Raw genomic sequence first — 15,473 nt, 5'->3', positions numbered from 1 at the left:
TTATCCATGCCACAGTTTTTTATCCATCGCCCGGTGTTTGCCTGGGTGATCGCCCTGTTCATCGTGCTGGCAGGGGTCATCGCCATCCCCAAGCTTCCCATCTCCCGCTATCCCTCGGTGGCGCCGGTGTCGGTGACCCTCTATGCCACCTATCCGGGCGCCACACCGCAGACCCTGAACGATGCGGTGGTGAGCCTTATCGAGCGCGAGCTGTCGGGAGTGAAGAACCTGCTCTACTTCGAGTCCTCTGTGGACGCCTCGGGCAGCGCGCAGATCACTGCCACCTTCAAGCCGGGCACCGATCCGGAGCTGGCCCAGATGGACGTGCAAAACCGCATCAAGGCGGTCGAACCTCGCTTGCCACAAGCGGTGCGGCAAACCGGCCTGCAGGTGGAGTCCGCCTCATCCGGCTTTCTGATGATGGTCGGCATGACCTCACCGGATGGCCGCTTCGATGAGGTTGCCCTCAACGACTACATGGCACGCAATATTGTGCAGGAGTTGCGCCGCATCGACGGGGTAGGACGAGTGCAGCTGTTTGGCGCCGAACAGGCCATGCGCATCTGGGTAGATCCGGCCAAACTCGCCGCCTACGGGCTGACCATCGGCGAGGTGGCGCAGGCCATCGAGCAGCAGAACATCCAGATTGCACCGGGGCGCCTCGGCGACGAACCCGCCCTGCCTGGCCAGCGCCTGACGGTTCCCCTCACGGTTCAAGGGCAGCTGACGACCCCCGAGGCATTCGCCGCCATCGTGCTGCGAGCCGGTGGTGATGGCGCCAAGCTGGTGCTGGGTGATGTCGCCCGGGTCGAGCTGGGGGCACAATCCTACGCCTTTTCCAACCGGGAGAACGGCGTGGCTGCCACCAGCGCCGCCATCCAGCTCTCCCCCGGAGCCAACGCCGTGCGTACCGCAGATGCGGTGCGCACCCGTCTCGCCCAGCTCGCTCCCACCCTGCCGGCGGGCATGGCCTATTCGATCCCCTTTGACTCGGCCCCCTTCGTCAAGGTCTCCATCGAAAAGGTGATCCACACCCTGCTGGAAGCCATGGTGCTGGTGTTTCTGGTGATGTTTCTCTTCCTGCAGAACCTGCGCTACACCCTGATCCCGGCCATCGTCGCCCCCATCGCTCTGCTTGGCACCTTCGCGGTGATGCTGCTGGCCGGTTTTTCGATCAACTCCCTCACCATGTTCGGCATGGTGCTGGCCATCGGCATCATAGTCGACGACGCCATCGTGGTGGTGGAGAACGTCGAGCGCCTGATGGCCACCCGGGGGCTGTCGCCCCGGGAGGCGACCTCGCAGGCCATGAAGGAGATCACAGGGGCGGTGATCGGCATCACCCTGGTGCTCACGGCGGTGTTCCTCCCCATGGCGTTTGGCTGCGGCTCGGTGGGGGTCATCTACCAGCAGTTCACCCTGTCGATGGCGGTGTCGATTCTCATTTCGGCCTTCCTCGCCCTGACCCTGACGCCCGCGCTCTGCGCCACCTTACTGCGCCCGGTCAGTCCGGATCATCATGAGAAGCGCGGCTTTTTCGGTGCCTTCAACCGGGGTTTCGAGCGGTTCACGGCAGGCTACGGTGCGCGGGTAACCCGGCTGGTCGGGCGCAGCGGACGGATGATGGCAACCTTTGCCGCCCTCTGCACCGTGCTGGCCATCACCGCCGCCCAGCTGCCCTCCTCTTTCCTGCCGGACGAGGATCAGGGCTACTTCATGACCTCCATCCAGTTGCCAACCGGCGCCACCAGCGAGCGTACTCTTGAGGTGGTCAAGGCCTTCGAGGCTCACGTCGCCTCTCGCGAGGCGCTGGACACCAACCTGGTGGTGCAGGGCTTCAGCTTCTCCGGCGCAGGCCCCAATGCCGCTATGGCCTTCACCATGCTCAAAGATTGGGATCAGCGTCATGGCGCCACGGCAGCCGAAGAGGCAGATCTGGCACAAGCGGCTATGGCAAATATTCCTGAAGGCACGGTAATGAGCCTGCTGCCGCCCGCCATCGACGAGCTGGGCACCGCCTCCGGCTTCACCCTGTTCCTGCAAGACAGGGCCAATCGGGGGGAAGCCGCGCTGCTGGCCGCTCAGGCCCAACTGCTGGAACTGGCCGCCAAAAGCCAGGTAGTCAGTGATGTGTATCCCGACAATCTGCCTCCCGGCGAGAGCATTCACCTCGAGATCAACCGACAGAAGGCCGAAGCCATGGGACTCTCGTTCGCCAGCGTAAGCAGTACCCTGTCGGCCGCAATGGGGTCGCTCTACGTCAACGACTTCCCCAACGGCGGGCACATGCAGCAGGTCATTCTGCAGGCCGACGCGTCGGCGCGCATGCAGCTCGATGACGTGCTCGGCCTGCGGGTGCGCAATGCCAGCGGCGGCATGGTCCCCTTGCGGGAGGTGGTGACACCGGAATGGCGCGAATCGCCGCAACAGATGATGCGCTTCGATGGCTTCCCCGCCGTGCGTATTGCCGGGGGGGCAGCGCCCGGCATCTCCAGCGGAGCGGCGATGGCGGAGATGGAGCGCCTGGTGGCGCAATTGCCGCCAGGCTTCGCATTGGCCTGGACGGGACAGTCGTTGCAAGAGCGCCAGTCGGCCGAGCAGGCCCCCCTGCTGATGCTATTGTCGGCGCTGGTGGTCTTCCTGGTGCTGGCGGCACTCTATGAAAGCTGGTCGATCCCGCTCTCCGTGATGTTGGTGGTGCCGCTGGGCCTGCTCGGTGCCGTCGCGGCCGTGATGCTGCGCGGCATGCCCAACGACGTCTTCTTTAAAGTAGGCATGATCACCATCATCGGTCTGTCGGCCAAGAATGCCATCCTCATCGTGGAGTTTGCGCGCCAGTTGCACAGCGAAGGGCGCTCACTGCTTGATGCGGCTGTCACTGCTGCCCGCCTGCGCCTGCGCCCCATTCTGATGACCTCGCTGGCCTTCACCCTCGGGGTGGTGCCCTTGATGCTCGCCAGTGGCGCCAGCGCGGAGACCCAGCACGCCATCGGCACCGGCGTGTTTGGCGGCATGATCAGCGGCACCCTGCTGGCCATCTTCTTCGTACCGGTCTTTTTTGTCTTCATCATCGGGACGCAGCAGCGCCTGCACTCCTGGCAGGCACGGCGAGCATCCAACAGCATTAACCCGGCTCGATGACCATAGATACACAGGCGGCCGGATAGTCCCTCTGCACATCACCAAAAGAAAAAGCCCAACCTGCTAAACAGGTTGGGCTTGGTATGGACAGAAAGACAACTCGCCACTGTATCAAATTCGAGGACAAGGAATTCATCGGTGAAGCTAATAGCTTGGCCAGCCATGGTTATATTTTTATAGTCATTAACCGTAAATTAATGACCAGAACGCTTAAGGATTATTCTTTATAAATGGCCAGCAACCCTTGTTATTTCATTGCACCTAAAAATACAAATCTTATTAGATATGCATCCATAAAGAAATTCGCAATGCACTTTACATAGTTTTAAATCACTATACGCATGTCAAATCTGAACGCCGACATATAACCCAATCATTAATGATGTTTTATAGTCACAAGTTCCAGCGTAAAGAGAATGTCGTCACGGCAACATGCTTGCTACCCAATGCAAAATCAAGCTTTGGCGCATATCCCACTTCCAACGCCACCGACTTGTAGCCCAGCGTCACCATCGGCAAAGCAGCAAAGCCATCCAGGCCAGAACCATTGAGATAACCGGCCTGAAACCCCAGACCAGCAAAGGTATGCTCGGTAAAATACCACTCCTTGCGATATGAGATCGCACCGTATAAAGCCGTCTCGCTGAAAGAGTCCTTATATGCCCCTCCGCGCACCGCCAGCTTGCCAGTATCGTTATCGCCCCAAAAAGCCCAGGCCAACCCTAATCCCGGATTGAAATTATTAAACTCACAACTCTTGCTTTTCTTTCCCTTCCCTTTGGTGCAATCACTATGAATTGCTGCACCATGAATTAAAATTGAAAAATCATCCGCGGCAGTCGAAACGACAGGCAAGCACAATAGCGGAATGGCCAACATATATGGCTTGGTCTTCATATCAGCATCCTTGATGGTTATTTATTTTTTTACGAAAGAGAATGAAATTCGTGGGTTGAAAATATCGGAGTCCCTATGGGGGAATGGCTCTCGCGATCTATTTCCCTGCTTATCTATGCTCCACGTGAACGAGTTGGCTCTCTGTGCAACGTAGGTTCTTGAGTGACCGCCGTTTCGGCAAGCCGCATCCTTGCGAGCACCGCCTCAGCCCCCATATCAAGATGGCGATAGAAGCTGGCATTAAGCTGGGTGAGATGCAGCAGGGAGTTTCTGGCTCGCTGAAAGGTCGCTTCACAGACCGGGCTCTGATGTTGCCAGAAAGAGGAAAGCGGACCTGTGGTGGTCAACCCCTTAATGTCATAGATCGCACGGCCAAGGCAGATGGTGGGTACCTGATGCAACAGGGCTGACAACCCAACCGTGCTATTGATGGTGATCACCCCCTTGAGCAGCGGGTAAAGGGCCGGAAGCGGCCATTCATAACCATAAAAGAGCCGCCCCGCCAAACCATGCTCGGCGATGAGTCGCTCGATACAGTCACGGTAGCTAACATACCCCCGATCCATGGGGTGATGTTTGAACAACAGCACATCATCCGGATTGGCGTGGCGGGCAAACGAGCTGACCACCTCCGAGATCATCTCCTCCAGGTCACCAAACTCGGAGTGCTCTCTTATTTGAAAATCTTCACTCACCTGCAGCGGCACCAGGAAGAGCTGCCCGGCATGTTCCTTGAAACGATGGAGTAGTGCTCGATCGCGATGCCGATGACCATATTTGATCCACCCACTTCTCAGCCACCCCCTCGCTTCCTGCCAGAGCGTCCAGGGGCGGTGATCGACAAAATGGGGATAACGTGGCCGCTTGATTGCTTTGTTGATGTGATAGCGGCTGGCATACCAGGCTCTGGCCGCAAACGTCTTGCCCACCTTGAGAGGTGCAATAAACTCGGCGGGCCAGTCTACCCGCGGCAATCTGGCCCGCTCTTCATACCAGGGGCTGAATGCATTGACGCCGCCCGGCTCCAGGGTCACAAAATCGGGACGCAGATACCCCTCCTCCAGTGCCCAGAATGACAATCCCTTGAGCTCACACACCTGGCTCGCCACCTTGTGGTAATAACGACAGTCGCCGTAACAAAGCACTGTATTGATTGAATATTCCTTCAACATCCGCCGCAGAAACGTATTCCAGCCATCTGGCTCGCCGTGATAACTGATAGAGATCCCGGCACAGGGCCAGCACTCATCACCACCGTTGAAATTGATCTTCACCACCTGATGACCAGCCCGAACCAGATGCTGGCTCAAGGTTTGATAAAAGGGACCAAGTGGCCCCTGCAACAACAACACGTTCATACGGCGAGGATCCATCAGGAGAACAAAGAGCGAGTGGGCTTGAGGGTATCAACCAGAAAACGAAGCTTGAGTTGCCAGCGTCGCCAACGGCTCGCACCGGTCATGGCAAGCGGCTTTTGTGCCGCCAGTTTGCGGATCAACTGTTCGGGGCTGCACCACAGGCCGGATTGCCAATCGATATAGCGGGGATAGGCGGCAAGGGTCAGATAGATCAGTGCCGCCAGCGGTAAGGGGCGCTCGCGTCTGACGGGTGGATGGATATCACGGGTCAAGCCCCAACCGCTGTAAAAGGGTTGTCCCCAGGTAGTGACCTTGACCCCCTGCACCAGCGCCTCGAAGCCACTGAGGGAGGTCATGGTGTGCAACTCGTCGATATGGGGATAGAGCGAGGCGAGATCGCTCTGGAGCACCTGACTGTCGACACATTCAGCCAAACAGCGCGCTGAAATGGCCCCTTCCCGGTTGCCGCAGACCACATCGGGATGAGGCTTGAACAGAATATGCGCCTGCGGTTTGGCGGCTCGCACCACCCAAAGCAGCTGCTCATTGCTGCGGATCTTCGGACTACCGCAGAAGATAGAGGCATCGCCATCCACCTGACCCACGACCAGCACCAGCTCGCGACCATCTTGCGGCGGCTGGAATGGCTCTGCCTCACCCACGTTGTATTTGCTGACCCGGGATTCACGCAGCAGCGTCAGCAACTGGTCCCCCTTTGCCAGCAGAGCCTCGTCGATCGGCTCGTAGTTAAGCAGCTGCTCGAGCGCACTGGGGCGGCGACTGTCAAAGTAGATCCCGACCGGATCGATAGAGAGTGACGACGGTCGACAAAGATTGGAGCCAAGGCCGCTCGAGCGGATAAAACCGTCCTCGACCCTAATTGCCGAGATCAACTCGGGGTAACGGCTACCCCATACCAGCACCTGCTCATCACAGCTCAACCGTCTGGGAGGACGCCTGACAAACCGCAGCTCATCGGCCAGATGGGTACAAAAGGTGCGCATAAAGGCACGCTTCCAGAGCGAAAAACCCACCAGATAAAGTCGCCGCAAACGAGCTGGCGCCATCTGCTGGCGGGCCAGCAGCTTGACGACATCTTCAACTTCGCAGCGCTCCCCCAGCACAGGGTCGACATAACGGGGATAACGAATAAGCGCCGCCGCCACCAATTGTGGCAGCGAAACCGCCTCATCGGCCCTTGCCAGAACACGTCGCAAGCAGAGCTTGCTGTCATGGGTCAATCCCCAACCGGCGTAGAAAGGCATGCCAAAGCAGTGGACCGGCTTGCCAAGCAGCAACGCCTCGAACCCCAGTTGGGAAGAGACGGTATAGACCGCATCCACCATCTTGAACAGGAGATGGGGATGACAGGGCTCGCTCACTATCTCCAGATCAGCCAGCTCAGGGAGCTTTTGTGCCAATCGCGCCAGCACGCCGCTCTTTTTGCCAATACGCGTATCAGGATGGGTGCGCAACAGCAGACGGGCACTGGGATGATTGCGCCGAGCGGCGGCCACCATCGCCAGAAAATCGGCATTACAAGCCAACGCCCCCGGGATGGAGAGATCCCCCGCCACCTGATCGACCAGCAATACCCTTGGCCTGCCATCTTGCAGCAACCCCTCGGCCAAAGAGACAAGCCCCCCCTGCTCTTCACCATACGGAGCCTGCGTGACAGGCTCATAGGGATGAGTGGCATAACAGTTGTATTTGGTAATGCCAAGGTGCACCAACTCTCTGAGCAGCCGCTCGGCGCGCGCCAGCATCTCGGTATCACAAGGGGTGGCAATCAACTGCTCAAGCTGGCTGGGCTGGCGAGCATCGTAGTAGATGCCCACCGGATCGGCGATAAGAGAGAGCGCCACCCCCTCTCTGGCGGGATGGCCGATATAACCGATAAAGCCATCTTCCAGCTGCCAATAGGGCAACCCCAATTCCTGCGCCTTCTGTTTAATCTGACCGGTATTGGCCTTCTGGCCCCAGCCGACCAGCACATCGCCCGCTTGTGGCAAGCTCTCAGAAGAGGGCTCAAGTCGGGCCAATGGTTGGCCGAGACAGGCAGAGATCTGCCGCCTGCGCGCCAGAATGCCGCTGGATTGTGTCCATAGAGTCATGAAAAATCTCGGGTTTCAGTAAGGGGGATAAAAGAGGGATGGTTTAAAAATATCGGTTAAATCGAACACCAAGGGGATTGCCACTCCGGATCACTTCAACTGCACATTTCCCATCGGGACCCTGTCGAACTCGTCGCGCAAGAGATAACGGATCCCCTGTACGCTCGACAAGGGCGCCAGCAACTGTGGGCAGCGGGTTAGTGACCAGACAGACACATCCCGATCGGTAAAAGCCTCGCCGCCCAAGGCGTAATAGCGTCCCCGACAAGCCTCATCCCAATCATCACCCACCACCTCGGGCGTACTCGGCACCAGAGAACAACCGCGGATCACCGCCACCACCATGCCTTCATAGACACCGACCACGGTATCAATATCAGGCACCCGAGCAGCGGCCACTCGCCACGAAGAGCGGGCACAGCTTTCAGGATGACGACCAGCGGAATAGGTCGCTTTCAAATTCACAACAAGAACAGGTTTCATAAATCGTCCAGAGGAAGAGGGCTACAGCCCCTGTATGGAACAATCAGGTAAGCATATAAAAGGATGGTTGGCCGGTTGAGGTGAGCTCCACAGAGACGGACCCTTCTCAATTAACGTTCAGCCACCACCTCATGCAGGAAGTGGCTCTGAATTCGGGCCAAATCCTCCGGAGTATCGACCCCATGGGGAGGCGCTTGCTCCACCGTCGCTACCGCAATCCGGATACCGTGCCAAAGCGCACGCAACTGCTCGAGTGATTCCAGCTGCTCCATGGGGGCTGGCGGCAAATGGCTCAACGCCTTAAGCGTCTTGACGCGGTAGGCATACAAACCGATATGCCGCAGCCAGTGGGCAGAGGAGCTATCTGGCATGACGCCCCCATTCTGCAAAGAGGTGAAATGATCCCTCGCCCACGGCACCGGAGCACGGGAAAAATAGAGAGCCTGATCAGCCTTGTTGGTCACAACTTTGACACACTGGGCGGCCATGACCTGTGCCATATCAGTGATAGGGCATGCCAAGGTGGCAATACCACACTCCGCATCATTCGCCAGCGTAGTGGCCGCCAATCCGATCATCCCGGCTGGCAGCAAGGGCTCATCCCCCTGCACATTCACCACAATCTCATCCTCTCCCCACCCCCGGATGGCAGCCACTTCAGCCAACCGGTCGGAGCCACAACTGTGATGGATGCCGGTCATCATCACATTGGCGCCGAAACCGGCGACCACCTCCATGATCCGCTGATCATCGGTAGCAACCCAGATATCACTGGCAGGACACCCGGTTTCCAGCGCTCGCTGCCAGACGTGCCATACCATGGGGTTGGCACCAATCATTGCAAGGGGTTTACCAGGCAGGCGGCTTGAGCCATATCGGGCAGGAATGACAATTTTGTAGGCCATAACAGAACCAACCATTTAATAGAAAAATAAAAGGGAGTACCGCAAGGCACTCCCTGTTTACCGGCTCACACTTGCCACTAAAGTACGGCGCACGACCGCAATCGCGTGAGTAAACCGGCACGGCATCAATCAGATAACTCAGACCAGCGAGTCTTCAAGGAAGCGATGAGTACGGGTAACGCTGTCAAGCTCGGCCAATACGGTCAGCATCTCCTCCATGACGGAAAGAGGCAGCATATTCGGGCCATCGCTGAGCGCCTTGGCTGGTTCGGGATGGGTTTCCATAAAGAGACCATCCACACCCACCGCAACCGCGGCGCGAGCCAGCACGGGCACAAACTCGCGCTGACCACCGCTGGTGGTCCCCTGTCCGCCCGGTTGCTGTACCGAGTGGGTTGCATCAAATACCACTTTGCAACCGGTGCGGCGCATGATGGGCAAACCACGCATATCGGAGATCAGGGTGTTGTAACCAAAGGAAGTACCACGATCACACAACCAGATATCCTGATTGCCCACTTCATGGCACTTCTTGACAACCTGCTCCATATCCCAAGGGGCCTGAAATTGCCCTTTCTTGATATTGACCGGCTTGCCACAGCGCGCCACCCGCTGAATAAAGTTGGTCTGGCGAACCAGAAAAGCCGGGGTTTGCAGCACATCGACAACACTGGCAACTTCTTCCACTGGCGTATCTTCATGAACGTCAGTCAACACCCGCAAACCATAGGTCTCTTTCACCTTTTGCAGGATCTGCAAACCACGCTCCATACCGGGGCCACGGAAACTACCAGTTGAGCTACGGTTGGCTTTGTCAAAACTGGATTTGAAAATATATTCCATACCCAGTTTGTTGGTAATCTCTTTAATACGACCGGCGACATCCATCACCAGCTGTTCGGACTCAATTACACAGGGGCCTGCGATTAAAAACATAACTCAACCTTAACTTTATTATATTGATTTTTAGCACCTATTTTGATGAACACGCGCTAACCAGCTGTTAATTTACATTACACCCACAAATACAACTAGCCATGCCTTGTACTACATCGTAAACACACGTATTACACTTAATTTCATTTATATAAACTCTGACTATTTTTATACTTATGAAGCGTACCTCATAAGTTTATGAAATTAGGTCCATTACACGATTATAGAAACAAATATTATGTGTTCTAGCATCACTCAACGCATCTGGATAATTAACCCCCATTGATAATGACTCCTTCCAACCGCTACCTTTAATCATTAACGGGGTATGTTTATAGCCATAAAACTTAGAGGAAAAAGGTACACATATAACTTTTCGATTCAGTAAAGTGCCCCAGTAAGCACCATGAAAAGAATTTGTTATTATCGTTTCTGCAGAGCCAAGACTTTCGATCACATCTTTAAATGGAGCTCTATTATTTAAAGTTGGGAAGCCATATTCCAAGATTTCTTTAACACCTGGTTTTACTGCGTGAGCATATACAATCACGTCTTTATCTATTTCATATTTTTTATCAAAAAGGTCTGACATACAACTAACACATGGGACATATATGCCACCTTTCCTACCCCACTCACGGCGGCCGACCAAATCCATATCATCAACTAGCTCAGGAGATGTAGAACGCCCGCTCAAAGATGTTCCAACCCCCCAAGCGATTTTATATTTTGCCTCTACATTATGATGTATTTTATCTGTACGTAATTTAGGTTCTATTGCTCCCCCACCATAAATTACAGTATGGCTTTTGGGTATGGAGCTATTTATATCATAAACTCTAGCCTCAGGAAAATAAAAATAGTCAAATGGTGTGCAATGAAGATCTCCAGTATTAGGAGTATTACGGATGTGGACAAATGATGTCTGAATGGTCACTGTATATCCTCAGCGTTGATATTTTTAAAATTTGAATCTGATATTTATCATAAATATGCATTGCATTTCCACAATGTCATTTTTAAAAGTTCAACTCGGCAGGCTGTTGGCTTTATTAACAATGGCTTTTATCAGCTTCGCATCATTAAAAAATTTCAATGGGTTATTGATCAACTTATTTAGCTTTCTTTTTGCAATGCTTTTTTCCCTATATTTTCTCTTAAAAATATCTGTAATGTTAGTAGCAACTCCATCCTCATTAAAATTATTGTAACCATTATTTATTAATGATTTTGCTCCCTCACGCCACCAGCTATCTACTATATAGTCATTATAGTTCTCACGCGTTATTTTATGATATGCAGGAGTGGCAATAAGATATCTGGCATCACTCCCTCCAAATTGATCAACAAATGATAATCCATCAAGCATCTCTGCATCTAGAGGCAATGGGTTTTCGATAAATTTGATATATGTGTTTATAGATGCATTTTTTGATAGGTCATATGATAAAAGATTACCATTAGTTACTCTCAGCACATTGTCAACATAATCGGCAACACCTTTATGAACACGTTCAATAACTTTAAAGCGGGCGACCTCATTACCTCCAACATACTCTGGAACTAATTCTCCATTTATCTCATTTCTAATAAATCGCTTGAAAGATGGTATCGCGGGTAAAAAAAGGAACTCGAACATACCTATGTTTTTACAATAAGGATGGTTTGACTTTCTATTATCCTCAAAATTACTCAAATAACCTTGAACATTAAATCCCTTATCAAAAACTTTTTTAGCTGCATGGTACGTCATAAAATAATATCCTCCAATATCATTTCGATTACCCAGCAGTTTACCAAGACTCAACTGCAATGATGCATTATGACCAATATCAACTATGGATACTTTTCGCCCCGAATTGAGTCCCATCCCATTTAAATACTCTAACAGACATTCTCGTTCATCTAATGCTTTGCGAAGTATAAGTTCCTTATTTTCTGTTAGAAAGCGCTTAAATCTATTCAGTTGGCTACGTCTTTTAATATCAACAATTTGTTCTAAACTCTCGAAACCAGCCTCTTTTATTGCCTTGGCACTTATTTCATTCGTAGAAATGCCAAAGCGTGATTCCATGATTTTATACAAAGGAACTTTTGAAAAACTTAATGACGTTGAACTGATTATGTCTTGCTCTGTTTTTAAACTTGCAGTGCTATAACAACGTCTTGATGCAAGTAAGTAATGGGATTTAGGTGCATTGGGAACATATTTTGATATTTGATCATATATTTTTTTAACAAGAAAGCCATCTCTAGCTAAGAAATAAAGGTCTTCAACACCATCACGTATAGCACTCTCCATTACCCACTTAGTAAAGCCAAGTAAAATTGCCCCGCAAGCCTCAAACCCCATCCGATAGGGTGAGTTATCAAACCAGCTATTTTCAAATAATTTATTATCGTAAAACTTCCTTGAAATAACGCCATGCATGATTGAGGCACCTATAGAATCTGTTACTTCAGATGCAGTTAACGTATCCTTAGCCAAGCGTGACTCCAGATATGTATCGTTAATCAATGGTAAGTGCATCGATGTAAATCCTGACTCTGCGGCCTTTAAAACATCAGAATGATAGTTGTCTCCAAAATGGATGATATTTTTGTTGTTAAAATCGCATTTAACAACATTAAACAACGAGCCAGATTTTTTTAATTTATTGTGTTCACTAGAGAGATAAATTTGATGATATACATCAACGCCATTCTTTCGCAGAAGGAATTCGACATCATTTTTTGCTAAATACATATCAGACACAAGAATCACTGTTTTCCCTTGAGACAGGGCAAATTTATATAGCTCTTGACCTAATGTGCGAGCAGTCATTACTTCTTTTTCTGTTTTTAGCTCTAGCGTTCGCAGTTTTAAAATCGCATTATGAGTCAACCCTGTAAGAGCTCTAATTTCATTGTAAATATCTTTAAATAATAATTCCTCCCCGTTTTGAGATTTTATTTTTCTATAAACCCTATTTGCCGCTCTTTCTCGAAGATTTCGATAACCACCATAACTATCCAAATCTTGTTCACTTTCATTAAAAATCGTTTTTGCTTCATCGCACATCAAATCAAAAACATGATTTGGGTGCATAAGCTGCCTAGTGATCAATGTGTCAAATATATCAAATGAAATAACATCATGTTCTAATATGCGTTTTTTAGCTAGAGCAACATCTACAACCTTATTATTCAACATATGAGATGCAAAACGCCCCAAGTCACTAAGTGTTTGAACATTATTCAAACTGTCAATTATTTTATGAATTGTAGCATATTCATTCTTAGGTGGTTCATAGTAATCAAATTTAATTTCACCATGGTGATTTTTATTGATGGCTTTTTTATAAAATGAGTATAACCATTCAGGATTTTGCACTTGATCCTGCATATGGGGGTAATATCTTGTCAAAAGATAGAACAACGCTCCATCGAAATTATGTTCACGACCAAGGATTTTATCAGCATTAGATAAATCACCAGCATTAAACACAGAAACATGTGAATCACCTAGAGTAAATACAGGCTTATGCCAGAGTGCAGCCTGAAGACCTACTGAGCTCGATACTGTTGCAACTCCATCAACGAATGGAAGAATCCATTGCGAACACCATTTCACTTTTTGTACTTCTGAACAAAAAATAAAATTAGGATATTTTCCCCTTAATTGTTCCAGATTATAATCATCAAGAAATTGGTCTTCTACACCATGTAGAGTTACATAAACACCTATGGATGGTGGTGTTTTTTCGAGAACATAATGGATAAAGTCTAGCTGGCTTTTACACTCAATATCATTGGGCAGATTGTCATCAAATGCAAAATAACCTGAAACTTGCAAAGGGACTAAAATGACTTTATCAAAACCACATTTAATATCTGAAGCCTTGATTGGATTATGTGCATCTATATATTCTTCATATGTTTTTCTAAGTTTATTCAATAGCTCTATCTGATATGCAGTAGCTTGTAACTCTTTTAACTCTTTTTCAAACTTTTTTATAAAGCTATTTTTGAATAATCCACAGGGATCAAAACAACCTAACTCAGGGAAGGGCGCACGTGAAAAAAGCCCTAGGCAACTGTTCAAGAATGCAGCTGTAGGATACATATCCTTTAAGTATGGGGCTGCACCTTCATAACACACAATCACATCAGGGATCCAATCACCAATCGCATCTTTGCATAGGTGACGCATGTTTTCAAAATCTTTCTGAGAGTAAGTATTGTTGAAAAACTTATTGGATATAATGCGTTCATTCGGAAATTTTTTTTTCAAATTCCTTTGTGAAATTGTAAAAAAAACATCTTGTGATAGAATATTCTCTTTAATAGCTTCTTTTTTAATAATATCACTAGTCAAAATTCGTGCGTCGCACCCTTCCCCCAAGGAGTTTAATGCAATTATCTCTTTGTGAATATGGTTGCGCACAGAGCCAAAACGAAAGAGAGGTTTACCAAGTTCCTCTCTAGGCTCAATAAAATAAAGTATTTTCATAAGTAGACTCCGATGTTCATAGAGAGTATGGTTAGTTATCAACATCTTAATTAAAACTGACGGATTTTATTATATAACCAACACGTCAAACATATAATATCATTACAAAATTGAGTAAATAACAGAATACTATGTTTTAAAGTTTTAAAATCAGTGATAAAAGTTGATAATACCCACTGGGTGAGAGTATGAATCAACTACCAATAGTTGCTTGATATGATTTGCACGCATCAATTCTTCAGCATGACTCAATATGGTATGCGAAGAGGCTGTTATAGGTGATTGAGTCATGATAAAACTTGCGGTCATTTTATTTATATCAAAATCATCACGCATCATCGAACGACGCAGATCTCCATCGGTAATCACTCCAGCTAATTTATCGCCTTCCATCACCAGAGCAATACCATGCTGATCTTTAGTCATTGCCACTATCACCTCTTTCAGTGAAGTTTCTGGACTTACCTTAGTCAGGTGAGTACTCATAACATCTTTTAAGCGGGTCAGAAGTCGGCGCCCCAAACTGCCACCGGGATGGAATCTGGCAAAATCATTGGGCATAAAGTTTCGTTTATTCATCAAGGCGGATGCAAGTGCATCACCAATCGCCATGGTCAGGGTGGTCGAGGTAGTGGGTGCCAGGTTGTTGGGGCAAGACTCTCCCTGCATTTTAATTTCCAACACAGCATCGGCATTTTTTGCCAGCGTGGATTGCATCCCGCCGGTAATGGCAATAATCCGGTTTCCAAAGTTCTTCAGTGATGGAATAAGTTTCAATACTTCATCGGTCTCACCACTGTTGGATATCAGCACCACCACATCATCGGGGGTGATCATCCCCAGATCCCCGTGAAACGCTTCGGCAGGGTGAACGAAAAAACTTGGCGTGCCAGTAGAGGCCAGGGTGGCCGATATTTTCCGCCCCACATGACCTGATTTTCCCATGCCGCAGATAATCACATGCCCTTTGCACTGGATCATCAGTGACAAGGCCAGTTTATATTGTGCCTTATTGAAGGTGGCGGCAAGATCAAGCAGGGTTTTCCCCTGCTGTTTGAACGTCAGTTTGATGCTCTCGATGACATCTCCGCCAAAAGGCACCTCATCATAAAAACTGCGAATATCCACAGATGGCTGGCTTTTCATG

Annotated in this window: 10 protein-coding genes; 1 reads left to right on the top strand and 9 read right to left on the bottom strand. The window is 50.0% G+C overall.

Annotated features, from left to right (window positions below):
• The first annotated feature begins 6 nt into the window (after nucleotides 1-6).
• Nucleotides 7-3,141 carry a multidrug efflux RND transporter permease subunit gene (locus tag ACTG2T_RS16920; protein WP_330124812.1) on the top strand — a complete coding sequence of 1,045 codons (3,135 nt, stop codon included), beginning with the start codon at nucleotides 7-9 and terminating at the stop codon, nucleotides 3,139-3,141.
• A gap of 393 nt (nucleotides 3,142-3,534) precedes the next feature.
• Here the strand turns inward: ACTG2T_RS16920 and ACTG2T_RS16915 are convergent, their stop codons facing one another.
• The 9 genes from ACTG2T_RS16915 to ACTG2T_RS16875 form a co-directional block, all read right to left on the bottom strand.
• Nucleotides 3,535-4,038 (bottom strand): hypothetical protein, encoded by a 504-nt coding sequence (locus tag ACTG2T_RS16915; protein ID WP_330124811.1) that lies wholly within the window; start codon nucleotides 4,036-4,038, stop codon nucleotides 3,535-3,537.
• 113 nt (nucleotides 4,039-4,151) lie between these two features.
• Nucleotides 4,152-5,396, bottom strand: a complete 1,245-nt coding sequence (locus ACTG2T_RS16910) for a capsule biosynthesis protein (protein WP_330124810.1) — start codon at nucleotides 5,394-5,396, stop codon at nucleotides 4,152-4,154.
• A gap of 14 nt (nucleotides 5,397-5,410) precedes the next feature.
• A complete protein-coding gene (locus ACTG2T_RS16905; RefSeq protein ID WP_330124809.1) occupies nucleotides 5,411-7,510 on the bottom strand; it encodes a capsular polysaccharide biosynthesis protein in 2,100 nt (699 codons plus the stop codon).
• 90 nt (nucleotides 7,511-7,600) lie between these two features.
• On the bottom strand, nucleotides 7,601-7,993 hold the full coding sequence (locus ACTG2T_RS16900; protein ID WP_330124808.1) for a hypothetical protein: 393 nt from the start codon (nucleotides 7,991-7,993) through the stop codon (nucleotides 7,601-7,603).
• A gap of 110 nt (nucleotides 7,994-8,103) precedes the next feature.
• Nucleotides 8,104-8,898 (bottom strand): 3-deoxy-manno-octulosonate cytidylyltransferase, encoded by a 795-nt coding sequence (gene kdsB, locus ACTG2T_RS16895; RefSeq protein WP_330124807.1) that lies wholly within the window; start codon nucleotides 8,896-8,898, stop codon nucleotides 8,104-8,106.
• 138 nt (nucleotides 8,899-9,036) lie between these two features.
• Nucleotides 9,037-9,834, bottom strand: coding sequence for a 3-deoxy-8-phosphooctulonate synthase (gene kdsA, locus ACTG2T_RS16890; RefSeq protein ID WP_330124806.1), 798 nt, complete (start codon nucleotides 9,832-9,834; stop codon nucleotides 9,037-9,039).
• Nucleotides 9,835-10,030: 196 nt separating this feature from the next.
• Nucleotides 10,031-10,771 carry a hypothetical protein gene (locus ACTG2T_RS16885; RefSeq protein ID WP_330124805.1) on the bottom strand — a complete coding sequence of 247 codons (741 nt, stop codon included), beginning with the start codon at nucleotides 10,769-10,771 and terminating at the stop codon, nucleotides 10,031-10,033.
• A 90-nt stretch (nucleotides 10,772-10,861) separates the two neighbouring features.
• Nucleotides 10,862-14,326: a hypothetical protein gene (locus ACTG2T_RS16880; RefSeq protein WP_330124804.1), complete on the bottom strand. Its 3,465-nt coding sequence runs from the start codon at nucleotides 14,324-14,326 to the stop codon at nucleotides 10,862-10,864.
• Between the two features lie 150 nt (nucleotides 14,327-14,476).
• Nucleotides 14,477-15,472 carry a KpsF/GutQ family sugar-phosphate isomerase gene (locus ACTG2T_RS16875; protein ID WP_330124803.1) on the bottom strand — a complete coding sequence of 332 codons (996 nt, stop codon included), beginning with the start codon at nucleotides 15,470-15,472 and terminating at the stop codon, nucleotides 14,477-14,479.
• Nucleotide 15,473: the final 1 nt, after the last annotated feature.

Source organism: Aeromonas sp. 75A, from assembly GCF_051919425.1.
Taxonomy (GTDB): domain Bacteria; phylum Pseudomonadota; class Gammaproteobacteria; order Enterobacterales; family Aeromonadaceae; genus Aeromonas; species Aeromonas veronii.
The sequence above is the reverse complement of the archived record's forward strand: the minus strand, read 5'-3'. Positions and strand labels throughout refer to the sequence as shown.

Excerpts from the sequence above, each read along its gene's own strand:
- ACTG2T_RS16880 (WP_330124804.1), bottom strand. The coding sequence starts at position 14,326 with ATGAAAATACTTTATTTTATTGAGCCTAGAGAGGAACTTGGTAAACCT.
- ACTG2T_RS16915 (WP_330124811.1), bottom strand. The coding sequence starts at position 4,038 with ATGAAGACCAAGCCATATATGTTGGCCATTCCGCTATTGTGCTTGCCT.
- ACTG2T_RS16910 (WP_330124810.1), bottom strand. The coding sequence starts at position 5,396 with ATGAACGTGTTGTTGTTGCAGGGGCCACTTGGTCCCTTTTATCAAACC.
- kdsA (WP_330124806.1), bottom strand. The coding sequence starts at position 9,834 with ATGTTTTTAATCGCAGGCCCCTGTGTAATTGAGTCCGAACAGCTGGTG.
- ACTG2T_RS16920 (WP_330124812.1), top strand. The coding sequence starts at position 7 with ATGCCACAGTTTTTTATCCATCGCCCGGTGTTTGCCTGGGTGATCGCC.
- kdsB (WP_330124807.1), bottom strand. The coding sequence starts at position 8,898 with ATGGCCTACAAAATTGTCATTCCTGCCCGATATGGCTCAAGCCGCCTG.
- ACTG2T_RS16900 (WP_330124808.1), bottom strand. The coding sequence starts at position 7,993 with ATGAAACCTGTTCTTGTTGTGAATTTGAAAGCGACCTATTCCGCTGGT.
- ACTG2T_RS16875 (WP_330124803.1), bottom strand. The coding sequence starts at position 15,472 with ATGAAAAGCCAGCCATCTGTGGATATTCGCAGTTTTTATGATGAGGTG.
- ACTG2T_RS16905 (WP_330124809.1), bottom strand. The coding sequence starts at position 7,510 with ATGACTCTATGGACACAATCCAGCGGCATTCTGGCGCGCAGGCGGCAG.